Source organism: Microbulbifer maximicatervae (SeqCode) (genome assembly GCF_056231245.1).
In genome coordinates this window covers 5,166,989-5,190,800 of the sequence record NZ_CP174334.1, presented here as the reverse complement: position 1 = coordinate 5,190,800, position 23,812 = coordinate 5,166,989, and the positions used below count along the sequence as shown (strand labels likewise).

General features: G+C 49.3%; 21 protein-coding genes and 1 tRNA gene. 14 read left to right on the top strand and 8 right to left on the bottom strand.

Translation table 11 applies throughout. From position 1 onward, the window contains the following. Window positions 1–73 precede the first annotated feature (73 nt). From ACJJIS_RS22720 to ACJJIS_RS22700, 5 genes are all read left to right on the top strand, one after another. Window positions 74–2,176 (top strand): TonB-dependent receptor, encoded by a 2,103-nt coding sequence (locus ACJJIS_RS22720; protein WP_444940438.1) that lies wholly within the window; start codon window positions 74–76, stop codon window positions 2,174–2,176. A gap of 165 nt (window positions 2,177–2,341) precedes the next feature. Further along, complete coding sequence (locus tag ACJJIS_RS22715) at window positions 2,342–4,501, top strand: AsmA family protein (RefSeq protein WP_444940437.1); 2,160 nt, start codon at window positions 2,342–2,344, stop codon at window positions 4,499–4,501. A 79-nt stretch (window positions 4,502–4,580) separates the two neighbouring features. Further along, window positions 4,581–5,666, top strand: a complete 1,086-nt coding sequence (gene mutY / locus ACJJIS_RS22710) for an A/G-specific adenine glycosylase (protein ID WP_444898274.1) — start codon at window positions 4,581–4,583, stop codon at window positions 5,664–5,666. A gap of 15 nt (window positions 5,667–5,681) precedes the next feature. Next, on the top strand, window positions 5,682–5,957 hold the full coding sequence (locus ACJJIS_RS22705; RefSeq protein ID WP_282930759.1) for an oxidative damage protection protein: 276 nt from the start codon (window positions 5,682–5,684) through the stop codon (window positions 5,955–5,957). A 126-nt stretch (window positions 5,958–6,083) separates the two neighbouring features. Further along, window positions 6,084–6,159: transfer RNA gene (locus ACJJIS_RS22700), tRNA-Phe, on the top strand. 288 nt (window positions 6,160–6,447) lie between these two features. Here the strand turns inward: ACJJIS_RS22700 and ACJJIS_RS22695 are convergent. Together ACJJIS_RS22695 and ACJJIS_RS22690 are read right to left on the bottom strand one after the other, a co-directional pair. Then, entirely contained in the window at window positions 6,448–7,167 is a 720-nt protein-coding gene (locus tag ACJJIS_RS22695) for a methyltransferase domain-containing protein (RefSeq protein WP_475709150.1), read from the bottom strand. 1,059 nt (window positions 7,168–8,226) lie between these two features. Further along, on the bottom strand, window positions 8,227–8,778 hold the full coding sequence (locus ACJJIS_RS22690; RefSeq protein ID WP_475709149.1) for a nuclear transport factor 2 family protein: 552 nt from the start codon (window positions 8,776–8,778) through the stop codon (window positions 8,227–8,229). Window positions 8,779–9,212: 434 nt separating this feature from the next. Here ACJJIS_RS22690 and ACJJIS_RS22685 point away from each other — a divergent pair, with 434 nt between their 5' ends. From ACJJIS_RS22685 to ACJJIS_RS22675, 3 genes are all read left to right on the top strand, one after another. Next, window positions 9,213–9,650: a DUF1810 domain-containing protein gene (locus ACJJIS_RS22685; protein WP_445362793.1), complete on the top strand. Its 438-nt coding sequence runs from the start codon at window positions 9,213–9,215 to the stop codon at window positions 9,648–9,650. Window positions 9,651–10,030: 380 nt separating this feature from the next. Beyond that, window positions 10,031–10,654 (top strand): GDSL-type esterase/lipase family protein, encoded by a 624-nt coding sequence (locus tag ACJJIS_RS22680; protein ID WP_475709148.1) that lies wholly within the window; start codon window positions 10,031–10,033, stop codon window positions 10,652–10,654. Window positions 10,655–10,826: 172 nt separating this feature from the next. Next, a complete protein-coding gene (locus ACJJIS_RS22675) occupies window positions 10,827–10,955 on the top strand; it encodes a DUF1810 family protein (RefSeq protein WP_475709147.1) in 129 nt (42 codons plus the stop codon). A 37-nt stretch (window positions 10,956–10,992) separates the two neighbouring features. On the opposite strand, the gene ACJJIS_RS22670 is transcribed toward ACJJIS_RS22675, so the two are convergent. From ACJJIS_RS22670 to ACJJIS_RS22660, 3 genes are all read right to left on the bottom strand, one after another. Next, complete coding sequence (locus tag ACJJIS_RS22670; RefSeq protein ID WP_475709146.1) at window positions 10,993–12,330, bottom strand: dicarboxylate/amino acid:cation symporter; 1,338 nt, start codon at window positions 12,328–12,330, stop codon at window positions 10,993–10,995. A 189-nt stretch (window positions 12,331–12,519) separates the two neighbouring features. Then, the gene (locus ACJJIS_RS22665; RefSeq protein WP_475709145.1) at window positions 12,520–13,683 is read right to left on the bottom strand and encodes a YHYH protein; all 1,164 of its coding nucleotides are present in this window, start codon (window positions 13,681–13,683) and stop codon (window positions 12,520–12,522) included. A 51-nt stretch (window positions 13,684–13,734) separates the two neighbouring features. After that, on the bottom strand, window positions 13,735–14,673 hold the full coding sequence (locus ACJJIS_RS22660; protein ID WP_475709144.1) for a LysR family transcriptional regulator: 939 nt from the start codon (window positions 14,671–14,673) through the stop codon (window positions 13,735–13,737). 94 nt (window positions 14,674–14,767) lie between these two features. Here ACJJIS_RS22660 and ACJJIS_RS22655 point away from each other — a divergent pair, with 94 nt between their 5' ends. From ACJJIS_RS22655 to ACJJIS_RS22640, 4 genes are all read left to right on the top strand, one after another. Next, entirely contained in the window at window positions 14,768–15,682 is a 915-nt protein-coding gene (locus ACJJIS_RS22655; RefSeq protein WP_445360855.1) for a CmcJ/NvfI family oxidoreductase, read from the top strand. Between the two features lie 65 nt (window positions 15,683–15,747). After that, a complete protein-coding gene (locus tag ACJJIS_RS22650; RefSeq protein ID WP_444895712.1) occupies window positions 15,748–17,079 on the top strand; it encodes an aldehyde dehydrogenase family protein in 1,332 nt (443 codons plus the stop codon). A gap of 34 nt (window positions 17,080–17,113) precedes the next feature. Further along, on the top strand, window positions 17,114–17,911 hold the full coding sequence (locus tag ACJJIS_RS22645) for a prolyl hydroxylase family protein (protein ID WP_475709143.1): 798 nt from the start codon (window positions 17,114–17,116) through the stop codon (window positions 17,909–17,911). Between the two features lie 106 nt (window positions 17,912–18,017). After that, window positions 18,018–18,671: a DUF6058 family natural product biosynthesis protein gene (locus ACJJIS_RS22640; protein ID WP_475709142.1), complete on the top strand. Its 654-nt coding sequence runs from the start codon at window positions 18,018–18,020 to the stop codon at window positions 18,669–18,671. Here ACJJIS_RS22640 and ACJJIS_RS22635 read toward each other — a convergent pair whose 3' ends face one another. Then, window positions 18,672–19,319 carry an SOS response-associated peptidase family protein gene (locus tag ACJJIS_RS22635; protein WP_475709141.1) on the bottom strand — a complete coding sequence of 216 codons (648 nt, stop codon included), beginning with the start codon at window positions 19,317–19,319 and terminating at the stop codon, window positions 18,672–18,674. Window positions 19,320–19,901: 582 nt separating this feature from the next. Between ACJJIS_RS22635 and ACJJIS_RS22630 the strand changes: the two genes are divergently transcribed. Beyond that, window positions 19,902–20,864: a right-handed parallel beta-helix repeat-containing protein gene (locus tag ACJJIS_RS22630; protein WP_444906893.1), complete on the top strand. Its 963-nt coding sequence runs from the start codon at window positions 19,902–19,904 to the stop codon at window positions 20,862–20,864. A gap of 84 nt (window positions 20,865–20,948) precedes the next feature. Here the strand turns inward: ACJJIS_RS22630 and map are convergent, their stop codons facing one another. Both map and ACJJIS_RS22620 read right to left on the bottom strand, forming a co-directional pair. Then, window positions 20,949–21,734: a type I methionyl aminopeptidase gene (gene map, locus ACJJIS_RS22625; RefSeq protein WP_444934471.1), complete on the bottom strand. Its 786-nt coding sequence runs from the start codon at window positions 21,732–21,734 to the stop codon at window positions 20,949–20,951. After that, on the bottom strand, window positions 21,727–21,933 hold the full coding sequence (locus ACJJIS_RS22620) for a ParD-like family protein (protein ID WP_444915195.1): 207 nt from the start codon (window positions 21,931–21,933) through the stop codon (window positions 21,727–21,729). The genes map and ACJJIS_RS22620 overlap by 8 nt, the downstream gene beginning before the upstream one ends. Before the next feature lie 151 nt (window positions 21,934–22,084). Between ACJJIS_RS22620 and ACJJIS_RS22615 the strand changes: the two genes are divergently transcribed. Next, window positions 22,085–23,788 carry a phytoene desaturase family protein gene (locus tag ACJJIS_RS22615; protein ID WP_444940421.1) on the top strand — a complete coding sequence of 568 codons (1,704 nt, stop codon included), beginning with the start codon at window positions 22,085–22,087 and terminating at the stop codon, window positions 23,786–23,788. The last annotated feature ends 24 nt before the right edge of the window (window positions 23,789–23,812 follow it).

Here is a 23,812-nt window from a genome sequence, read left to right as displayed (position 1 = left end):
ACCGATATTTTTTAGTGAATGCCCGCGCTGGAGCGCGTATGGCATTGTCCGCCTGTGACAGGAATTAAAAACAATGACTAAGTTCAATACTTTGGCCCTGGCTATTGCCAGCTTGGCCGTGCCCGCTATTTGCGCCGCAGAAGACAGCAACAAACTGGAAGAAGTTAACGTCACCGTATCTCCCCTGGATAAGCCCGCCGACGCAGTAGCTGCGCCGGTATCGGTGCTCTCCGGCGAGACCCTGCGCAAAGCCGCTTCCGCCACCCTGGGCGAAACCCTGAAGAACCAGCCGGGAGTGGCCAACGCCTCCTTTGGCAGTGGCGTGGGCCTACCGGTTATTCGCGGCCAGAGCGCCAACCGGGTGAAGATCCTGAACGACAATCTGGATGTCTCTGACGCCTCCAACACCAGCGCCGATCACGCCGCCAGTATCGAACCTCTACTGGCGGAGCGCATCGAGATACTGCGCGGACCGGCGGCACTACGCTACGGCAGCGGCGCTATCGGTGGGGTGGTAAATATTATCGACGGTCGCATCCCCACTGACGTACCCGAGAAAGTTGAAGGCGCGGTTGAGATGCGCCACGACACTGCCAACAACCAGGATGCCTCGGTATTCCGCTTTACCGGCGGTGCCGGGCAGCTGGCCTGGTACTTCGACGGTGTCTACCGCGAAAATGACGACACGGAAATTCCCGGCCTCGCTATTGTCGAGCACGAGGAACACGAAGAACACGACGAGGACGAAGGCGAGCACGAGGAAGAATTCAACACCGACGGCTACGTCGGCAACACCAACGCCCGCGCCCACAGCTACAGCGGTGGAGTTTCCTGGATTACTGAAAGTGGCTATATCGGTCTGTCAGTAAACAAGCTTGAGAACAACTACGGCATTCCTCTCGGCACTCACGAGCACCACCACGATGATGAGGAGCACGACGAGGACGATCACGAGGAACACGAAGAGCATGAGGAGGAGAGCGAAGTCGAAGCTGTGCGTATCGATATGGCGCAGACTCGCTACGACCTCAAAGGCGAGCACCGCTTCAACAGCAACTATTGGGACAAGTTACGCCTGCGTATCGGCTATAACGACTACGAGCACGTAGAGTTGGAAGAGGACGCAGCCGGTACCCGCTATGCCAACGAAGCCTGGGAAGGGCGCTTGGAAATCACCCACGACAGCGGTAGCGAGTGGCGTGGCGCCTATGGCCTGCAGTTATCCGATAAAGACTTTACCTCTGACGAAGGGGCATTTATCCAGCCCTCCCGCACCCGCAGCGCCGGCCTCTTCACCATGAAGGAACGCGAATGGGGCAACTGGCACCTGGACCTGGGCGCGCGTATTGAGCGTGTCGATGTCGATCCTGAGTACGAAGAAGACCGTGACTTCAACCTGTTCAGCACCAGCGCTACCCTGCAGTACTTCCTGCAAGAGCACCAGCATATCAGCGTCGGTGCCACCCGCTCCGAACGCGCCCCGGTAGCCGAAGAGCTGTTTGCCGACGGCGAGCACCTAGCCGAGGGCACATACTTAATTGGCAACAGTGAACTGGACAAAGAGCGATCCATTAATCTGGAGTTGGGCTATCACCACCACAACGAAGCGGCCAGTGGCTGGCATGCAGCGCAGATTGAAGCCAGCGTCTTCTACAACCGCATCGGCGATTACATCTACGCGCAAAACACCAATGAGTTGTTTGAAGAAGAGCTGCCCATCTACGCCTATGGCAACCGCGATGCCACCTTCTACGGTGCTGAAGCCTCGGTGAAATTTCCCCTGCGCAGCAACTTCTACCTGACTCTGTTTGGCGATGTTGTGCGCGCGAGCTTCGACGAAGATATCGCCGGTGAGAGTTCCGATGTGCCGCGCATGCCTCCCCTGCGCCTGGGTCTCGCCCTGGGAGCAGAGTACGACCAGTGGGGTTGGGAATGGCGCACAGTCGAAGCTGCGGACCAGGATCGCGCCGGCGCCTACGAAGAAGAAACCGACGGCTATACCCGTATGGACCTGAGTGCCCACTACAACTTCAACATCGGCAGCAGCGACGCGGTGATCTTCGCCAGCGCCCGCAACCTGCTCGACGAAGAAATTCGCAACTCCACCTCACTACTGCGCGACTACGCTCCTGAAGCTGGTCGCAGCGTCGAAGCCGGTGTGCGGTTTATTTTCTAATAAACACCTGCTTCAATGGCCCCGCAGTGCTTTCCCAGCCTCGCGGGGCTGCATCTCCTACAATTCCGGCATAACCTATTTGTAGAAGTGCGCGGGAACATCGAGCCGCGCTGCGGCGTCATATGCGTGACACCACACGACAAATACACAGGGACAATGCTCTCCATGGCCTGGATAAAGCGCACTTTTATCGCACTTTTAATCGTTTTCCTGCTACTCGCTGGCGCCGTCGCCTGGCTGTTAGCAGGACTCGACATCAACCAATACAAACCCCAGTTAGAAAAACTCGCTGCCAAACAGGGCATCTCCCTGCAACTGGAAGGTGATATCGGCTGGCAGCTGTGGCCCAAGCTCGGCCTGCAACTTGAAGATGTACAGCTGGCACCATTAAAGCTGCCAAAACAAACTCTGGTGAAAGCAGAAAAAATTGCCATTGGCGTGGCCCTCAAGCCACTACTGCAACGCAAAGTAGAGGCTGAGGAGATAGTCCTGGTAGCTCCGCAAATTGAGCTCACCGTCGACAAAGAAGGGCGCGGCAACTGGGAGCTGATTAGCGAGGCCCTGGAAGCTCAGAGCAAGCAACCTCCCAAACTCTCTATCCCCAAGGAACAGGAAGAGCCATCACAACAACAGGTCGACCTGAGCCTGCAAAAGCTGCGTATCGAGAAGGGCGTGGTGCTCTACAGCGATGCCCAGACTAACAAAGAGTACAAAGTCCAAGACCTGCAGGTAAGCGTTATTAACCTGGTACCGGGTGGCGAACCGGGCAAACTCACTGCCGCAGCAGACCTTACCGGCAGCGACCTCAAACACCCGCTGAAGCTAAAAATTGATAGTACCCTCGCCCTGGACGAGGGCCTCAATGGGCTGCGCCTGCAACCGCTACAAGTAGACCTCACCTCTGAGAACAGCGCCAAGGCCAGCCTGCATATGCGCGGCTACCTGCGCAGGGACAGCAACACCCAACCCTGGCGTATACAACTAAACGTTAACGCCAATGCCGACCCTCTGCGCCCCTGGTTTGAACTGACGGGCACGGAAATCGATACCCGCGATAAAGCGGCACTGCAAAAGCTGAGTATCGAAGCGAGCGTGGAAGGTACCGAGCAAAAACTCGACCTGACACCACTGCAATTGAAACTGGACGACGTCACCTTTAGCGGCAACGCCCAGTTGCGCAACGCAGAAATGCCCGGGCTGGACCTGAACCTGCGCGGCGGCGCCTTTAACCTGGATAACTACCTGCCCCCTTCGAACGAAGATGAGGCTGGAGCCGCTTCGGCGGAACAAACCGAGGGAGTGGAAGCACAGAGTGCGCAGGCTCCCGCCGCTGAAAGCAAAAAGCAGGGAGAGCAGGCGGCACAGAGCGATCAAACTGAAACCGCAGAAAAACCAAAGAGAACAGTAGCTGCCAAACCGCCCGCAGCAGAACCCCTGCCACTGAGCGACCTGCGCGGCTTCAACGCCAATATCAACCTGGCACTGGACCAACTGCAAGCCGCTGACCTGCAAATGGACAGCCCAGAAATCCAACTCACTGTGGATAACGGCCTCTACCGACTGCAAAAATTGAGCGCCGATATCTATGGTGGCCAGCTGAACACGAATGGCCAGCTCAACGCTCGCGCCCAGTCCGCCGAGGCGCAGATGCGCGGCGGTCTCACCAATGTGGATATCGGCAAGGTCCAAGCTGCCCTCTTCCCCAGTGAAGAAGTCCAGCTGGCTGGGGAAGCCAGCGTTAACTGGAGTGCCAGCACCAAAGGTAAAACATCCACAGCTTTAGAGAAAAACCTGCGCGCCTCCGTTGAGGTTTCCAGCAAGGAAATGTCGATTTCTCCATTCAATCTGGAGAAAAACATGTGCCAGCTGTTCAGCTACGCGGAAAATACCGAAATGCCCACCCGGGACTGGCCCAACAGCACCGGACTGCAGGACCTTCGCGCCACCATCGCGGTGAAAGGCGACCAGGTGGATGTGAGCGAAATTCTCGCCGGTATCGAAAATATCGCCCTGACCGGTGACGGAGAGGTGGACCTGAAGAAACAGGACTTCGACTTCAAGCTCGGCCTGGCCCTGGTGGGCGAGAGCACCTCCGCCGACGGCTGTACCGTGCGCAACAAGCGCTGGCGCAACCGCCCGCTGCCGCTGCGCTGCAAGGGCGACTTCGACGATGTGAACATCAGCACTTGTAAACCCGACAGCCGCCGCCTCGACGACTTGCTGCGGGAAGAACTGAAGCACAAAGCCGAAAAGAAATATGGCGATAAAGTTGAAGAAAAGGTCGACGAACTGAAAGAAAAATTGAAAAATCTCTTCGGCCGCTAAGGCCCCGCTAAAGTGCACCGGGGCCCGCCCGGTGCACAACTCCAGCGTTCAACCACAGATTCCAGCCCGCAGTATCCCCATGACCCCAAAGCAGTTCCAAAATGCCGTCCTGAAATGGTTCGACAAACACGGGCGCAAAGACCTGCCCTGGCAGCAAGACATCAACCCCTATCGGGTTTGGGTGTCCGAAATCATGCTGCAACAGACCCAGGTCACCACGGTTATTCCCTACTTTGAGCGCTTTATGCAGAGCTTCCCCACCCTAGAAAGTCTCGCCCGCGCTCCCCAGGACAAAGTCCTGGCTCACTGGAGCGGCCTCGGCTACTACGCCCGCGCCCGCAACCTGCACAAATGCGCCCAGACGGTGCTGGAGGAATATGGCGGGGAGTTTCCCCAGGACGTAGAGGAACTGACCGAATTGAGTGGCATAGGCCGCTCCACCGCTGGCGCTATTGCCAGTATCAGTATGGGACTCAGGGCGCCGATCCTCGACGGCAACGTCAAACGGGTGCTGGCCCGTTTTCACGCAGTGGAGGGCTGGCCCGGACAGACCGCAGTTGCCAATCAACTGTGGCAACTGGCCGAGACCTATACCCCAAACCAACGCGTTAACAACTACACCCAGGTGATGATGGACCTGGGTGCCACCCTGTGCACCCGCTCGAAACCACGCTGCGAGGAGTGCCCGGTGAAAAAATCCTGTGTGGCTCACTCCCAGGGCAACCCACAGGATTACCCCGGCAAGAAACCGCGCAAGGAAAAGCCGGTGCGCAGTGCCACCCTGCTCTTGCTTGAACACAAAGGTGAAATCTATCTGGAACAGCGTCCGCCCAGCGGTATCTGGGGAGGACTCTGGAGCCCACCTGAAGCCGACAATACCAGCGACTGGCTCAAGGCAAAGCGCTGGCGTGCCAGTGACGTCCAAACCCTGCCGACCCTGCGACACACCTTCACTCACTTTCACCTGGATATTTCCCCGGTGTGGGTACAACTGAGCAAAGTCCCAGCACAGGTGGCGGAGAGCGGCGCTGGCTGGTATAAACTGCGGCGTTTAAACCGCCCTCGTGCGGCCCAGGAACTGGGGCTACCCGCCCCTATCGTCAAGCTGGCAAAACAACTACTGGCGCTGCAGGCTCCCCTGCTCACGCCGACCACTGCCGACTAAAACCAGGAGGAGTCCATGTCCAGAACCGTATTCTGCCGCAAGTACCAAGAGGAATTGGAAGGTCTGGATGCACCGCCCTTTCCCGGCCCCAAAGGCATGGATATCTTCGAGAACGTTTCCAAAAAAGCCTGGCTGGAGTGGATGTCCCACCAGACCATGCTGATTAACGAAAAGCACCTGAACATGATGGAACCCTCAAGCCGCGCCTACTTGAGCGAGCAGATGATGAAGTTCTTGAGCGGCGAGGAATACGACGCAGCCGACGGTTACGTTCCGCCGGAACAGCAGTAACACAAGGCCCCGAAGCTTCCCCGGCAAAGAAAAAAAACTTTTTTATAATCAAGGGGTTGACTCTGACCCGGGGAAGGGCTTTAATACGCGCCTCGCGACGCAGGGGAAGCCCAGCAAGATCGCAAAGCCCGGATAGCTCAGTCGGTAGAGCAGGGGATTGAAAATCCCCGTGTCGGTGGTTCGATTCCGCCTCCGGGCACCATATTAAAAAGCCTCATCCGCAAGGATGGGGCTTTTTTTATGCCTTTAAACTGCCTCCCCATCACCGCCACAGCGGTGCAACTGCCACTAGCAAAGCTCACAGATAAAACTCACGGTAGGGGCCAGCAGAAAAAGTAGGTCAATAATCAGAGCAACTTAAAAACACTAAAAGAAAGCGGTTCCCTGAATACAGTTTTGAATAGTACTTCCCCAGCTAGCGCCCTTGCCTTCAAATCACATTAGCGGCAACTTTCCGGCAATCAATTCCAGACAAATTTATTCTTTGCATTCAAGGATTTTGAGCAACAAAAAACATACCTGGCTTGAGCGGCCCAGGGAGGATCGAGGAGATAACATTGAAAACCCTCCTTTTATCATTTTTAATGAGGACGTTTTTTTTTGAATGATCTGAAAACCTATAATCAAAATGGTTTTCATATCTAAACTTTAGTAGATTAAAGCCGGCCCCCACCAAATAAGAACTTAACTCTTTTTTGGTATATTCGCGAATATGTCCTGGCCTATTATAATTCTCTCGAATCAACTCATATGGATTTCTACCAAATATAACCTGTAGCCTTTTATGTAAAGCTACGGCATTAGGTGTTTGAATTATAATAACCCCTCCCTTATTTAGCCGAGTCTTGAGAAAACTCAAAACCTGACTTGGAGAAGTACATAAATGCTCAATAACCTCAGAAAATATTATTATATCATATTTAGGAATGTCTGTTCTCCATAAAGATCTATCCCTACAATCATTTAAATTAAAATTAAAATGACGGGAAGTAGAGTTGGCATTTTCTCGCTCAAAACCCAATGTATCCACATTTTGAAATTTACTTTTCAGAGCTTCAGTAAAGCCAGACCTACCAATATCTAAGATACGAAATCCATCTTTATGATAATGGCTGACTGTATCAAATAGAATTTCAAACCTGGGAAAATGATACTTAAAATACCCACTATTAGCCCTCTTTTCGAGAAGGCTACTTAATTCTTTAGCCATAAAGATCCATTTTAATTTCAATACAACAATTGACATAGTACCAGATTACTGACATCAAAAAAGCTAACACTTCTTTATTGGTGAGAGTTTTTATTGATTACAAGTGGTGCTATCGTTTCACTTGACGGCATATCCCTACCACTTTCTCTACCCCACGATTGAGGCTTTCTTTAATCTATACTATCGAGCTCAATGCTACTCCATCTTCTATATGATCACAGTCAAACAAAAGCACAGTGGAGAATAACCTACGTCGATTACAGAAGACCTATCCCAGCATTCAAACCAGAAACTGGTAGATATATTTATTCAGATTTAAACGACGAAAATAATATTATACACTCCAAAAAAATAGAACTAATATAAAGTAAATTTTATAGGCTAGTCTTCTTCTGCACCTAATCAATAAAACTAATGGACACATTATTTTCAACTTGGATTTACAATACACCAATCAATCTTGACTCCAAAAATAATAATCACCTACATCTGACAAGTTAAAATTACACATCTATACTTACACACATTAAATATCAAGCCAATTTAAAAAAATGACATATCATAAAGCAATTCTTAACATATTTATTTGAACCAAAATAAAAATTTAAAATAAAGTTACTTACCTAAAAATTTGTTTTTAAGAAAAGTCAGCATCCTCTGGTAAACATTGCCGAATTAGATCCTTAGAATTTCTATTGATCCTCATATCCAAGAGAAGAATGCAGGTGAAAAATTCCAAATTCTAAGATCCGTAAATTTATGCTTACCCAGGACTACCCCCTAAAAGTCAGTATTGCGTTGCAACTCTCAACTGATTGTTGAGGGATGCCGCCCCAACAATTATGTTATTTTTCTGAGAATATTCGGGTTTTTTGAGGTTATAAATTTTGTATTACTAGCTTTACGCAGTTGATAACAGATCCCCCCTTTTGGTCGATAGGAACTCCGGTCCTACCAGCTGTAGTCTTCCCTTACTAATTACGCTTATTAACCAAACTCAAGAAAAACAAATAAATAAATATCTACATCAAGACAGTTGAATTTTTATGTTTCTTACAATTACTGCCAGCCTGTACTTAAAACAGATGCAATACTCAAAGGAACGTCCTTACTCGACATTTTTTTAATTTTTAATACATCCAATGCCTGGCCAACTGGAAGCTGTGAACTCCCCCAAAATTGTCTTGACACATCATTAACATCGAAGGTTTTTAATAATCTATATAAAACCCCATCACGTGCCTCAACATAATAGTGCATCCAAAAATCAAACTTGTTCCCTGTTGGAGCAAATATCCCAATCACATTTACATCCAATTCACATAAATTGCTATTTTCTGGGTCAGCTGAATTTGGCTTGAAATTTCCATAATATATTTTATCCAGTTCCCACAACATACATGCTGTCATAACCGCATTAAATGTATTCACCGTTTCAAATCCAACATAAACTCCACACCAAGGGATTGTGAAGGCACCTTCCGGTTCAATAATGAAGGTAACATCATCATGGAATGTGCTTCTCCATCCATCATGATCTTTAGCGAGCCAAGTCTCGTAGTTCTTCGTCATGACTTGTCGTGCAACTGAGTCGTACTCGGACTTTGTCATCTCATATTTCTCCTTTGAGGTAATTTGCAGAAAATCCATTCATAAACACAAATAGACTTTCCTCAATTACAAATATTTCTTCATTTTACCTTCACTTTCCTTGGAATAAATTAATAGCTGTTTTGTAAAATTATTCCATCAAAAAACTAGGTGCAAAAATATAGACTGAGCACTCTCCAGGTAATGCCACCTTAATAAAGGTACGTTATATTTATAATACTGTTATTACTTATTTTCCTTATAGCACAGAAGTATCCATTGACTTCCGTCGCAATTTTCGTCTGTGTGCTTGCTGATCCTGCCCTTGCTGAGATTATGATGAATATCCATTAATTGGTGGAAGTTCAGCCGTCAGGCAGTTCATCCTCTCGCATTCATCCTTATTACTGCTAACCTTGGGCCTGCAAAGGAATAAGAATAAAGGGAATCAAAGCATGGCCCAACCATTTCACCTTGAGCGTTTTGTGACGGCGCAAGAAAGCTCTTATGAAAGTGCCCTGAGTGAGTTACATAGCGGCCATAAGCGCTCCCACTGGATGTGGTATATATTCCCCCAGATCTCCGGCCTGGGGCACAGCGCGACATCCGAACATTTTGCAATTAAAAACCTGGATGAAGCCCGGGCTTACCTGGAGCACCCTGTGCTCGGCCCCAGGCTCAAAGAGTGCTGCAAGGAGTTATTGCAACTGAATAATTACTCCGCCTACCAGATATTTGGCTCACCGGATGATGTAAAACTTAAATCATCCATGACGCTATTTTCTATCGCCGATCCCAAAAATAAGCTATTTGATGAAGTGCTGGAAAAATACTATGAAGGACAGAAGGACCTTCGTACTTTCGAGATACTGAAAGTTCCTGTCCAACATTAGTTGCCCACAAGGATGGGGCTTTTTTATGATCGAAAGGCTGGATGGTAATCATTATCTGAACCACTATATTGGCGTACAAGCTGTAGTATCCATACCCAGAGAATCTAATACCCTACCCGTATTAAATTGCCCTCACCATTAAAAGCTGAACAGATAAGTACCTCTTTACCCCCAAAGAAACTGTAAATCTTCTGCCCACCTTAGAACTCTCTCCATTCAATTTCTATTTGTTTTTTAACAAGGCTATTCCTACCCCAGCCTTGGACTCTCAATTTTTAGAAATCACGATTTGATACTAATGCTTACAACCCGGACCTGGTCGCTGTCTATAATGGTAACGGCAAATAAAATCCAAAGTTCAGTCAAATTAGTGACTTTCTATGGCACGAAGAGTCCCCAAAAAAATTGTCTTTATTGGCTCCAGTTCTATCTATGGAAAAGGTGATACAGAACTAGGCGGATTTGTTCAACGATTCCGGTTTCGGTTCGAAACTTTAGATCCCCATAATATAGTTTACGCTCTGGGAATATTCGGAGAGAACGCGAACTCTTTAGCCATAAGACTTTCCCGAGAACTGCCTCCAAGAAGTCCACACTTAATCGGGATATATCCTGGTTTCAATGATATTTGCCGTATTGGGGGACCAAAGGCTGAGAACTCTGTAGCGCTGGACTCTTTCCGTCAAACAGTGCGACAGCTGTTACAAACTTCTAAAACCATCGCGCCGTCCTTCCTAATGACAGGTATTCCGTTCGATGAGCAACGAACTACTCCCTTTCGGAATAGTGATAGCTATTTCTATCAGGCTGATGCGGACCTTTATAACCAAGCTATGAGAGAATCTGCCACTGCCGAAATGATCCCCATACTGGAGTTTGACAATTTATGGCGAGACCAGGAATTTATTACCCTTCTCTCAGAGGATGGCCTCCATGCAAACCCCAAGGGACATCAATTACTGTATGAACAGACTTGGAATTTTATCTCTAAAAATTACTTTTAGTATTTCTACATATTTTTCAATCAGAAAAATTATAAAAATATAAAGACTGGAACGATATTAAATAATTTATATTTGTTTTTTCATATCATAAAGATCAACCATACTTTACATATGCCAATTTTTTCTATTTCAAGCTTCCTTTAGATACACTAGAAGTAATTAAGATTTGAAGATGAAATATTCTATGGCCTTATTTGCATTGGCAGAAGAGGGCAGAACTTTGTTTAATACAATCCTGGAGAAATACTACGAAGGTCAAAAAGACCCTCGTACTCTGGAAATTCTAGTTATGCCGCAATAGAAACCGGGAACCCTCATTTAAGCCATCACTTTAACAGTCAGGCCGTTTGGGCGGCTTCCTCCTCCAGGTTGTCGCTGCCCAACAAGCGGTCCATCACCAGACAGGCTGTCAGATCACCAGTGACGTTCACAGCGGTACGGCACATATCGAGAATCCGATCCACCCCCAGAATCAGCGCAATACCTTCCGGCGGTACACCAATACCGGCCAGAATTGTCGCCAGGATTACGATACCGACGCCCGGCGTACTGGGAGAGCCAATTGAAGCGCCAACGGTAGTCACTGTCAGCCCCACTAACTGCGCGGTTGTCAGGTCGATTCCATATACCTGGGTTAAGAACACCGCAGCGATTACCTGATAGAGCGCTGTGCCATCCATATTCACAGTAGCGCCCAGGGGCACAATAAATTTGGCGATGGATGGTTTTACTCCCAGGGGACTTTCTGCAACTTTCATTGACAGCGGCATTACCGCAGCAGAGCTGGATGTGGAGAATGCCAGCAGCTGCACTCCGCTAATTCTCTGCAAAAATGTGATCGGGCCGACGGAGGTCACCAGGGAAACAATTATCAAGTAAAAACTGAGAAGAATAAGTAGTCCCAGAATCACGGTGCCCACATACACAGACATTCCCAGAATTGCAGTGAGACCCACGCGAATAGCAATATCTGCCAGGAGGCCAAATACGGCCAGGGGCGCAAACAGCATGGCCCAACCAACTACCTTAAGTGCCACCTCCTGAATAATGCCAAAAGCGTATACTGCGGTTTCCCGCTGCTTTTGCGGCAACAGCATCACTGCAACACCAATAAAAATCGCGTAGACCACCAGCTGCAACATATTGCGCATGGCGATACTTTCATTGAGGTTGGCGGGAATCAATTCAGCAATACGCTCGGGAAGCGGTTTGGTCTCCATCACCTGGGGGGCGCTCGCAACCTGTAACTCAGTGGCGGCGCTGAGCAGGGACTCATCGATATAGTCGCCGGGTTGGATCAACTGGACCAGGATAATGCCGATAATCACCGCAACAGTGGTAGTGCCGACAAAGTAGGGAGCGATGCGCAGCCCGACCCGTTTAAGCTGACTGACATTCCCGCTGCCACTGAGCCCCAGGATGATTGAAGACATAATCAGCGGTATCACCACCATTTGGATCATATTCAGAAAGATGGAGCCCGGCAGCTTAAACCAGCTGGCCAATGCCGCACTGAGATCCTGGCTCACCAGCGCGGCCCCTTCAGGAGATAGCAGCAGGCCGACAGTTAGCCCCAGGATCATGGCGACCACTATCTGCATCCACAGGCGAGTGCGCACCAGCACACCGAGGGATTCCACCATTCGGATCAGATAGAAATTTGTACCATTGCTCATTGTTGGTATTCCGGATTACCTGAAATAGTTAGAGGCATTATCTCCCAGGGCCATTAAGGAAACCTGACGGTCAGATCAAGTCCTGGGCTTATAAGACAGTTATTCGACGCCATTTATTGATATCAATACCAAAGAGAGCGCTGAGGCTCTCTTCATCTTTCACTATTTAAAGCAACAATTGGGCCTGAGTTAACGCCTGGGTGGTCCGGGAGGTCCCCGGTGGGAGAAATCGCACTGGCTTTGATTGCCGGCCAGGGCACAACCTCTCTCCCCTTTTAGGCAATGCAGGATATCGTTTTCTGCAGCGAGGTTGGCGTGGTAGTGGTAGCCCAGGTCGGCAAACTCGTGGCCACGGCATTCGTCCAGGTCATCGGGCTCGCGGCCATCGGCATTCTCCCGCGTATAGATCAGGTAGCCATCTATGGCGACACCGACAATCGCTGCATGGCTTGCGGCAGACGGGTAGGCTTGGCTGCAACCCAGGGCAGCGTGGTAGTGATAGCCCACATGGGGGTTTACATGACCACCACAGGCATCCACTGGCGCTAAGGTGTGTGCACCTAAAATTGCGCCGATAGGCGCGGCGATATCAAATTTAACCCCATTAAAAGCGACTCCATAACCGGAAAAACCATCGGGATTCTGCTTTGACTTGGCCTTGGCAGGCTGTACAGGAATCAGGTAGCGGGTATGAAAATCCGGGCCCATATAGCTGGCCAGGCACTCCACACAGTAATTGTTGTATTGCGACGCCACATCAGGCCGCGCGGCCATCTCGCAAGCCTGCTTCGAATCGGTAACCTTTATCGCCCCAGTTTTAGGATCATATAGGCTCCATTTTGGATCAGAGAAAAAGGTCGCAACATTTTTAACGAAAGGTCCATCAATCGGCACTATCTGCTGCTTGATAAACATCATGCCGCCAGACGTAATTGGGTCGACAACATTGTGTGGGCACCAGGGCCCCATTTTATGTTTGGGTTCAGCCTTTACCACAATCATCCAGCATTGGGTCTTGCGCCCCTCAGAGAGGGTGCAATCCACTTTTTTAATTTCCTCAACCAGTGCGTCTTTGGCAAATAAGTGGGGGATACCCATTTGCTCGGTAAAATCGGAATGAGCGTAAACAGAAGAGTTCAAAAATATCAGCAGAAAAAATGCTACACGCATGGCGACCACTACCTGAACACTTGGAATGCTCAAGTTTAGCAGCGCTACCTCCCTCGCTAAGGAGCCTCTGAGCAACTCCGTAATGCCTCTGCGGGTCTTGAAGGCTGCAGATGTTAGGCGCAGCTTGCCGCGAATGGCTCTAGCCCTTTGCAAGGGCTGCAACGCAGCAGCTGTGGCCTTCAAGGCCCGCCCTTCGGGGCTTGCAGAGGTATCACGAAGTTATTCAGAGGCTCCTTAATTACTGGGAAATTGTTGTGCTAACAGGGCGCGAATCCACTTGTGCAAAGGGTCCTGACTGCTGCGGGTATGCCAGGCGGCAATTACATCAAATCCCGGGGGCTGTTCGACAATAGGCAGTGTTTTTAGTCGGGGATCAGGCAACAGTCGCGAGGGCAAAAAGGCAACGGTATTGGTAGAGGCAATGCACTCGGCTGCGGCGGCAAAAGAGGGGACAGACAGCACCACATTGCGCTCCAAACCAAACTGCTCAAACCAACTATCCGCCATGCCCCGCAGATCTCCCCTGGAAGGTGATACCACCAGCTGTGGCAATGCCGCCAACTCTTCCATTTCCAAAGGCTGATTGGCGCTGTGCAGCATATCGGTGTGCTGACAACATACACAGACGTAGTGCTCTCGATACAACAACATGCTGGGACTGTTATCCGGCACAAATCCCGGCGTGCTAAACACCAGATCCACTTCACCGGTTTGCAGTTGCTGGGCCATGCGATCAATCTCCAACTTAAGCACCACGACTTTTATATCTGGAGCCTGCTGACGCAGTTGGTTGAGGAGAACAGGCAATACCACCCGCTGCTCAAAGTCCGTTGCACTGATGGTAAAGATGCCCCGATGCTGTGCCGGATCAAATTCATCCGTACGCAGAAGCGCCGCGACATTATTCAGGATCTCATCCAATTTGGGAGCCAGGCGCTCGGCCAGGGGGGTGGGAATAACACCGTTGCTGGTGCGAATAAAAAGCCGGTCATCAAAGATTTCCCGCAGGCGTTTCAATTGTTCACTGACTGTTTGCTGGCTCACACCCAGCTGGTCAGCCACCCGGGATAAGTTCAGTTCCCGCAAGATAGCGTTCATTAAGCGAAGTTGACGTAACTCCAGCCTCTCCAGTGGGTTCGCCCGATGATTTCTGCTCAAACCTGTATCACTCACAACTGTTACTTGATTTTCATTGTATCCACGTAACCCTAGCATTGTGGGTAGATTGGCCCGTATGGCATCCACTTCGGTGGGGGGAGAGTTCACTATGCAAACCGCAGCCCGATCCTCCTTTCAGGATCAATTAGTTACAGCAATTATTCACTACGCTGATCCCAGTAGCGATCTGGTGTACGACAAGCGTTCAGAGGGCCCTGGGCCTGCCAATCTGGTCGAGAATGTTATTTCCCAGCAGGTTCACATCTACGATGGTCGCGCCTTGAAAACCGCCGGGGAGCGTTTTCGTCTCGATACCCAGGGATTTGAGCTGGTACGCCCTATGCTCGGCATAAACCTGCGCCAGCTGGATGATGCGCTACACGCGCTGGACCAACCCTCAGGGAGTAGCCCCAGCCCTGAGGAGCGCGACCAGTTGATTCGCACCCAATGGTATCCAGCTATTGAATCCTGGATAGGCGCTCACCTGGGTGCAGCAAAGGTACTGACCTTTGACCACACGTTACGAGCCCAACCATCGACTGATGCGACACCGGAGATGAGCCGCAGTCGCCGATCCCCGGTGAAATTGGTGCACAACGACTACACACCCTGGTCCGCAGAGCGCCAGCTAAAGGAAACCCTGGAGGCCCGGGGGTACAAGCCATCAGATTATCCGCGCTACCAGTTTATTAATCTCTGGCTACCCCTATTGCGCCCGGTGCAGGAGTCACCGTTGGCAATGGTGGACCTGCGCACTGTCGCCGCCAGTGATTTCCACAATATGCGATTAATTTACCCAGAGCGAAAAGGGCAGATTTCGGTGTTGAGTTTCAACCCGGTTCACCGCTGGATTTGGTTTAGCGACATGCAGCCCGGCGAAGGCATTTTACTGCGGGTCTTCGATAGCCAGCACCGAGGTGATGTAACCGGTGTTCCCCACTGCGCTTTCGACCTGCCGGGAAGTGCAGGGGCACCACGCAGAACCAGCCTGGAAATTCGCACTATTGTCCTGTTTGACCAATAACACCAACGCTTTTAAGAAAACACCCGGCCACTCAATAAAGTGGCCGGATTAAGTGAGACCCCATTATGGAAAATATACTTCGATCGATTGATCCACTAACCGGAGAGGCCATCGGATCGTTACCTGTCAGCAAGCCCCAAGATATTCAGGACATGGTGGAGAAAGCCCACAAAGCGCAGCGAGTGTGGTCGAGTAAATCTCTTCAGGAGCGGGTACTACTACTTCAGCAGGCTTACACAAAACTGAATGCGGAAGAGGGAGAGCTGGCACAACTTATCAGCCGTGAAATGGGCAAAGATGCCCGGCGTGCACAGTATGAAGCCGGCGGCGTAGTCCAAGGCGGTGCCTGGTTAGCGGGGGATGCCGGAGAGGCCCTGCGGGCAAAACGCAGTGGCGGTAGCGAAATTCAATATCGGCCACTGGGCGTTGTTGCGGTTATCTCCCCCTGGAACTATCCACTGGCCATGGCCAATAACCTGATTGTTCCCGCGCTGATCGCCGGCAACGCTGTGATTTTAAAACCTTCAGAAGAGTCGCCATTGGTCGCTGACTTATTGGTGAAAACACTCAATCAAACCCTGCCTCAGGACATTTTACAAATTGCTCACGGCGATGGCGCCACCGGTGAAGCCCTGGTGAAATCCCCCATCAATATGGTCGCCTTTACCGGATCGCGAACAACGGGCCAAAAAATTATGGCCAATGCCGCTCCGGCATTGAAACGCCTGGTTATGGAATTGGGTGGCAATGACCCGATGATCGTGTTGCAGAGCGCCAATATTCCCCAGGCTGCACAATTTGCCGTTGGCTCCAGTTTTGAGAATTCTGGCCAGATGTGCACCTCCACAGAGCGTATTTATGTGGACGAAAAAATTGCCGATAAATTCGAAAATGCCGTGGTGGCATTAGCGAAGCAATATCGTGTCGGCGGGTGGCAGGAGCCACAGGTGGATATCGGCCCCTTGGTTAATCACCGCCAACATCAAAAGGTAGTGGAGCATATCCACGATGCCCTGAATAAAGGCGCAAAGCTTCTTCTAGGGGAGCGCGATCCACAGGTGCCGTTTATTCCGCCCACAGTTATCAGCGGTATTCGACCGGGCATGCTGGTGGAAGATGATGAGACTTTTGGGCCTATCGTAGCCATCGACCGCTTTAGCTCAGTAGACGATGTGGTCGAGCGGGCCAATAACTCTGTTTACGGTCTCGGTGCGGTTGTGTTTGGTGAAAGCAAACAGGCCGAGCAAGTCGCCAGCCAGCTGCAAGCGGGAATGATTGGCATCAACCAGGGCGCCGGCGGGTCACCTTGGGTGGGCGCCAAGCAAAGTGGCTTTGGCTTCCACGGTGGAGCTGAAGGGCACCGGCAGTTTGCCCAAATTACCGTTTTAAACCGCTAAGTCTTTTAAAAGTTTTTCTATAGAAGTACAGCAGATGTCCACGACTGAAAGTATTGATACTGTCACCCACTTGGATGACTTTTTTGTTATCGCTCGCGAACCTGGAGCAGAACATCCGGCCCTACCTACCTGGGCTACTCGCAGTAAAAACCCGGCGGCCCTGGCCGAGCAAGCTCCGCAACCGGTTTCACGACGAGATATCGCCGAGGTACCCGGAGCCTTCCAATTGCTCAATGTCTTTTCAAAAGAGGAATGCCAACGGCTCATTGATATCACTGAAGCGGTGGGTTATTCACCGGATGCAGCCGTCTCCCTGCCCCGGGAGGTCCGCCATAACGACAACCTGACCTGGGTGGTTGACGAGGTTACAGAGCGGCTGATCTGGCAGCGATGCCGAGACCTGGCGCAGGACTTAAATGGTTACTTTGGTGGAAGAGAGGCTGTCGGCATCAATCGGCGTTTCCGCTTTTATCGCTATGGTGAGGGAGATTTCTTCCAGTTCCACACCGATGGCGCCTGGCCCGGTAGCCGCATTGACAACAACCAGTTGATCACCAATGGCTACCCCGATCGCTATAGTGAAATGACGTTTTTAGTACTGCTGAGTGAAGATTTTGAAGGTGGTGCAACCCGATTCAGGGTGAATGCAGATGACCCCCTAAAACAACCCAGCCGAGACTCTTTATTAGACATCGATGTCCGCACACCTGCCGGGGCCGTACTGTGCTTCCCTCATGGAATGCATCCCTTACACAGAATTCACAGCTCTACTCCAATCACCCGAGGAATCAAATATATTATTAGAACGGATATTCTCTTCCTGCAGGAATAACTTCTCCAAGACCTGTTAAAAGGGAAAAGATGCTTCGGCTCACATCGAAGTATTAAGTGCTCCAGGCGCTAGAATTTCATTTGATTTCTACCTTGGAGCACATTCAGTGAAATTGCTTAATTATCTGGATAAACACTTCCTGACCAAAGAACAGCTTATTCAGGCTACTCAAATCAGCGAACTACAATTGCAGCGCTACCAGGATGAGGGTGTTATGCCAAAGCCCTCTTATAAGCTTAATATTCAATGGGACTGTGAATCCTTTTTTGGACCCCACTCCGAAAAACAGGCAGTTGAGTACTTTGCAAAAGGCTACGCCAGCTGGATTGGTATCATAGAGGCTAAGCAAGACTTTAACTCTATTTATCAATGCTTTGCTAATCGATATATGGCTAAAATAGCTCAATTGCAAAATTTAAGATACGAATCCAGCAACCCAAAATTTTCATCCGGAATTTCTCAACATATCGAAGAGGAATGGCAACACTTTATTGAGGGGACTTATGGATTATGTACTCGCAGTGGCCTGCCAGAAGATATAGCAGCAAAGGAGCTGTCTAGCACAGAAATCAATGCACTTCTTGCTCAAGATAATTTAAACCAAAAACAAATACATCGGCTTAATCGTTATGTAGATCTTCTAGATGAAACCAGCGCATATTTTGCGCCTCACGAAAGAAGTATAAGTTCAAGGCAGAAGCTAATTGATACGCTGCGCAGGAAATATAATTTAGATTGCTCTGTATCAAAAAGTAAATAATTATCCAATTACGGGGATAGGATCATCGATATACTCAGTCGAAGTTGCCCGCAGCAAAGGGTGGGCTGTCAATATTTTCCCCGAGTACTCAATGGATGGTTTTAAGAAAGGGCTAAAATCTTCTGTCACCCCCGAACAATTTAACCAGGACGCTACAAAATCTGGGCGATTGGGCGCAATCATGGGAAGTGACTTTTCATGGTAGCGCTTAGTGGCTGGGTGGGAGTCCAAAGTAATGATTGAGCAACTGAGTAAATTTCCCCAGATTTTATACAAACCACAAAAGAAAAAAGGCTCACCATAACTGAATTCCACCGGGTGCTTGCCACCTTGGCTTTCCACCCAGGCTGTAGCGGGAATTAAGCAGCGGGACTTGCGATATTCCGGCCTGGAGTCCAGTTTTTTCCAATTACTGTTGATGGACCAGTATTTTTTATGGGGCCGCCAAGTATCACCATGCCTCTCAAGGTAGAGATGCCAAATGGCATTTTCTATTTCAGCAGCACCATTCCGTGTAGTTACAATAGACACCTGCTGGGTGGGCCTCCGGCGTCTACCGTAAATCATATGCCCGGCACCCCGAATACCATAAGTATCGAGAAAGCGTTCCATACCCGCATGACCACTGACATCAAAGACACTACACACCCAGAGCCTCCCACTTATCCGGCTGAACTGGTTTTTTCAGTATATTCGGACAGCCACCTTAAATTACTCTCGATCCCTCTCATCTGACACAAGGTTAACTCCAATTCCTTGCGCAAATCCACTCCCACAGCAACAGAAAACCGACGTACGTACTTTTCATAGTTCAAAATACTAATCGCGTACATAGGGCGGCTGTCATAACTGGACCTATAGCGGCAAATTCTTATGGGTTCATTATCAAAAACTATAACTCTGGGGCGCATAACAACTCACCTATAATACTGTACAAAAATACAGTATATCTTGAGAAAGTACAGATCTGTCAAGCCAATAGCGAACTGGCACCGCTGCCAACTTCCAAAGGCGCCGAATAGCTTTATCTAATGATGACACCAGCAAAACCTGGCGCGTAAATTAATAAAGATCACAATCAAATCTAGAATTCTTCTAAGAATTAGAAAACAGATTTCATTTGAATATTATCCAGGAAAGATTAAATCAATTTAAAATTCTATAAATTTTGCGAATAGCAAAATCGTGCAAACCACCTTTATTTAGAAATCCACTTCGCGAGACATCCTGATGAAAAAATGTAAATTTCACGTAACGATTATATTTTCTGGATTACTTATTCCACTTTCAGCAGTCGCCGTTGAATGTGGTGATACGATTACTTCACCAACCACACTGACAGAGGATCTTATTTGTGAAGTCACAGAGCCAGACCAGATAGTTTTGACCGTAGATGGCCCCACTGGAATTTTTGATATGGATGGTTATCAACTCACCTGTATTGATGAGAGCAATCAAGCAGACGCAGCAATACTTCTTACCGGAACTGGCGCGCAGGTATTTGATGGTTCGATCACCGGTTGTGGAAGAGGTATTGTTGCTGAAGGGGAGGGAGGGCATGTCATTTATTCTATGAACCTTACTGATATGTTTGGTGATTTAATTTATGTAGAAACTAATAATACAGTTATAAGAGATAACACCCTTTCTACAACTCAAAGTGGGGATGGTGTAGAGCTTAGGGGGAATTCAAATATAGTACTTAGAAATACCCTTACCAATATTGACAATTCAGGTATTGAATTAAGGGGAATGTTTAATAGTATAACTTTTAATAATATCAGTGGTAGCGGCAATCAGGGTATCGAGGTGAATGGACAGTTCACCAATGTATTTTCAAATATTGTTACCGATGGCTTAAATGATGGAATTGCCGTAGGGGAAGGCGATGAGGGAGATAAAGCTGACTTCTCTACAGTCTCAAACAATCTTGTAACCGGAAATGCCGGCCTAGGAATTCCAATTAGATTTACTTCAAGTACTCTCATCACTCAAAATACTGTCGAGGATAATGGCGAGGGAGGAATTGGTATATTTATCGAGGGTAGTGAATTTAACAAGATTGTTCGAAATACCTCTCTCAATAACTCACCTTACGATTTGGAAGATGATACCGATCCGGGCGATTGCAGCGGCACCAATACTTGGGTCTTTAACACGTTTACCGCAGCAGAACCTGCATGCCTGGATTAAAATATCTATTGAAAACAGTGGGTAGCGAAAATATAAAGTGTCTCGCTACCCATTGCTATCTACCTAACGATCACTAATTGGCCGCTATTTAATCTTAGAAGATCTCTCTTCATCCCTAAGCGTTAGCACTTCATAACCGTCACAAGTTACCAAAATCGTATGCTCCCATTGGGCCGATAGCTTTTTATCCTTAGTTACTACAGTCCAGCCATCTTTCTTGAGTTTGGTTTTACGATTTCCCTGATTGATCATGGGCTCAATGGTAAATGTCATTCCCTCCTGCAAAACTTCACCGGAACCAGGCCGCCCAAAGTGAAGAACCTGAGGTGCTTCATGCATTTCCCGGCCAATACCGTGGCCACAATATTCCCGTACGACACTGAAGCCGTTGCGCTCGGTATGGCGCTGGATTGCATTGCCGACATCACCAAAAGTAACTCCCGGCTTTACCGTGGCAATACCGGCCCACATAGCTTCATAGCAGGTGGTTACCAGTTTTCTGGCAATAGGGGTCACGGTACCGATGCTATACATTTTGCTGGAATCCGCAATATAGCCAGATTTCTCCAGGGTAATATCCACATTGATGATATCTCCCTCCCGCAGTAGCTGCTTATCACTGGGCATGCCGTGACAGACTACTTCGTTGACTGAGGTGTTCAGAGCGTAGGGATAATCATATTGCCCCTTGCTGGCGGGGCGGGCATTGAGTTCATTGACAATAAATTCTTCTACCCGCTCATTAATTTGCATTGTCGAGACCCCCGGTTCAATAAAGGCGTCCAGCATGGCAAATACACGACTCAACAATTGGCCCGATTGGCGCATTAACTCCTGCTCATCAGGAGTCTTTATTTTTATTTCACTCACGTATCAGCTCTTCCAGGGTTAATGCCTGATTGCGCAGCAACTTCTTACACAAGTCGCTGTAGCTTAATTCCGGGTTCAGCTCCGCCAGCATCCCAATCTTGATCCAGTACTCCGCCTGGGAATTAATTGAACGGGCCATCACCGTACTGGCCTTGCGAATCTCATCGTGTAGCTCATCGGATATCTTGACGATGCCCATAACCCTAACCTTGATATACTTTATATATAAATTGTATACGAAACATATAAAAGTGCACAATAGATAAACAGAATATTAATATGCAACTTATTGCATAGCTCGATAGGGGGCGCTATGGTTGAGGAATAAAAACAATAGTGGCGAGGCCATCATGACAGAGACCCCTGAGAAGAAGCGCAGTGCCCCAAAACCAAGCCGGCTGCGTATTGGTCGGCGCTATCGCCCGAGCCGCCTGGAAGGCAATTACGACGCCATTATCATCGGCTCAGGCATTGGCGGTCTGACTTGTGCTGCGATGCTCAGTGCCATGGGCAAGAAAGCACTTGTCCTTGAGCAACACTACACTGCCGGGGGATACACCCACGCCTATGACCGCAATGGTTATGAGTGGGATGTCGGCGTCCACTATATCGGCGATGTGGGCGAACACCCCACCATGACCCGCAAGATCTTCGACTTTATTTCCAATAACCAGTTGCACTGGGCGCCAATGGACAGCACCTATGACCGCATCTGTATTGGCGATAAACAATACGACCTGAAAGCCGGCCGCCAGCAATTTATCGATGAGTTGGTCAGCCACTTCCCCGATGAGCGCGCGAATATCGAGGAGTACCTGCAACGGCTGAATGTGGTTGCCAAAGCCATGCAGCGACTGGCAATGGAAAAAATGCTGCCCTCCTGGTGTGGGCCTTTTATTCGCCTGTGGAGAAAGCTGCGCGAACCCGCCTGGCTCAATAAAACCACCCGCGAAGTTCTCAGTGGAATCACCAGCAATGAAAAGCTGATCTCTGTGCTGACAGGGCAGTGGGGTGATAATGGCATGACCCCATCCGAGGGCAGCTTTATTATTCACGCCCTGATCGCCAAGCATTATCTCTATGGCGGTTACTATCCTGTCGGCGGCGCCAGTAAAATCTCCGAAACGATTATTCCCCAAATCCAGGCCAGTGGTGGAGATGTATTTACCTATGCCAAGGTGGAAACCATCCTGATGAATGGGGATCAGGTTCGCGGTGTAAGAATGTCCGACGGACATGAAATCGAAGCACCATTAGTTGTCTCCGGCGCAGGGGTATTTAATACCTTCGAGAAGCTGTTACCGCGCAGTACCAGTGAGCGCATGGGATATATCCGCGACCTGGACACCGTCAACCGCTCCATGTCTCACCTGTGTCTGTATATTGGCTTGGAAAAAACAGCGGAAGAATTAAACCTGCCCAAGACCAATTACTGGATCTATTCCAGCGATCAGTACGAAGAGGATATGCAGGCCTTTATCGACGATCAGGATAAGGAAATACCGCTAGTCTATATTTCGTTCCCGTCTGCGAAAGACCCCACCTTTACCCAGCGCTACCCGGGCCGCGCCACTATCGAAATTGTGGCACCGGCCAACTACGATTGGTTTGCCCAGTGGCACGACAAGCCTTGGGGCAAGCGAGGAGATGATTACGAGGACCTGAAGGAGGCATTTAGCCAGCGCCTGCTGGAGCATTTGTATAAGCACATGCCGCAGTTGCGTGGGGAAATTGATTACTACGAGCTTTCAACCCCGTTATCCACGGATTATTTCTGCTTCTACCCACGGGGAGAGATCTACGGACTGGATCACGATCCCAACCGCTTTGAGCAATCCTGGCTGAGACCCAAAAGCCGGGTCAAAGGGCTCTACCTTACAGGGCAGGATGTGATGAGCTGCGGCGTAGCCGGTGCAATGATCTCCGGTATGCTCACAGCGCAGAGTATTATTGGATTGCGTCAAACTGGAAAATTAATGAAGAAAATATTTTCCAACCAAGCCCCAAAGACGCCGGTAAATTCCAGTGAGGAACTGGGTAATGCCTCTAGCTGAGACACTACTCTAAGCGACTTCTTC

What these genes read in the sequence shown, in the direction of transcription:
- ACJJIS_RS22705 (WP_282930759.1), top strand. Translation starts at nt 5,682, where the DNA reads ATGTCCAGAACCGTATTCTGCCGCAAGTACCAAGAGGAATTGGAAGGT.
- ACJJIS_RS22675 (WP_475709147.1), top strand. Translation starts at nt 10,827, where the DNA reads ATGAAATATTCTATGGCCTTATTTGCATTGGCAGAAGAGGGCAGAACT.
- ACJJIS_RS22690 (WP_475709149.1), bottom strand. Translation starts at nt 8,778, where the DNA reads ATGACAAAGTCCGAGTACGACTCAGTTGCACGACAAGTCATGACGAAG.
- ACJJIS_RS22650 (WP_444895712.1), top strand. Translation starts at nt 15,748, where the DNA reads ATGGAAAATATACTTCGATCGATTGATCCACTAACCGGAGAGGCCATC.
- mutY (WP_444898274.1), top strand. Translation starts at nt 4,581, where the DNA reads ATGACCCCAAAGCAGTTCCAAAATGCCGTCCTGAAATGGTTCGACAAA.
- ACJJIS_RS22655 (WP_445360855.1), top strand. Translation starts at nt 14,768, where the DNA reads ATGCAAACCGCAGCCCGATCCTCCTTTCAGGATCAATTAGTTACAGCA.
- ACJJIS_RS22695 (WP_475709150.1), bottom strand. Translation starts at nt 7,167, where the DNA reads ATGGCTAAAGAATTAAGTAGCCTTCTCGAAAAGAGGGCTAATAGTGGG.
- ACJJIS_RS22680 (WP_475709148.1), top strand. Translation starts at nt 10,031, where the DNA reads ATGGCACGAAGAGTCCCCAAAAAAATTGTCTTTATTGGCTCCAGTTCT.
- ACJJIS_RS22670 (WP_475709146.1), bottom strand. Translation starts at nt 12,330, where the DNA reads ATGAGCAATGGTACAAATTTCTATCTGATCCGAATGGTGGAATCCCTC.
- ACJJIS_RS22685 (WP_445362793.1), top strand. Translation starts at nt 9,213, where the DNA reads ATGGCCCAACCATTTCACCTTGAGCGTTTTGTGACGGCGCAAGAAAGC.
- ACJJIS_RS22630 (WP_444906893.1), top strand. Translation starts at nt 19,902, where the DNA reads ATGAAAAAATGTAAATTTCACGTAACGATTATATTTTCTGGATTACTT.
- ACJJIS_RS22620 (WP_444915195.1), bottom strand. Translation starts at nt 21,933, where the DNA reads ATGGGCATCGTCAAGATATCCGATGAGCTACACGATGAGATTCGCAAG.
- ACJJIS_RS22720 (WP_444940438.1), top strand. Translation starts at nt 74, where the DNA reads ATGACTAAGTTCAATACTTTGGCCCTGGCTATTGCCAGCTTGGCCGTG.
- ACJJIS_RS22715 (WP_444940437.1), top strand. Translation starts at nt 2,342, where the DNA reads ATGGCCTGGATAAAGCGCACTTTTATCGCACTTTTAATCGTTTTCCTG.
- ACJJIS_RS22615 (WP_444940421.1), top strand. Translation starts at nt 22,085, where the DNA reads ATGACAGAGACCCCTGAGAAGAAGCGCAGTGCCCCAAAACCAAGCCGG.
- ACJJIS_RS22645 (WP_475709143.1), top strand. Translation starts at nt 17,114, where the DNA reads ATGTCCACGACTGAAAGTATTGATACTGTCACCCACTTGGATGACTTT.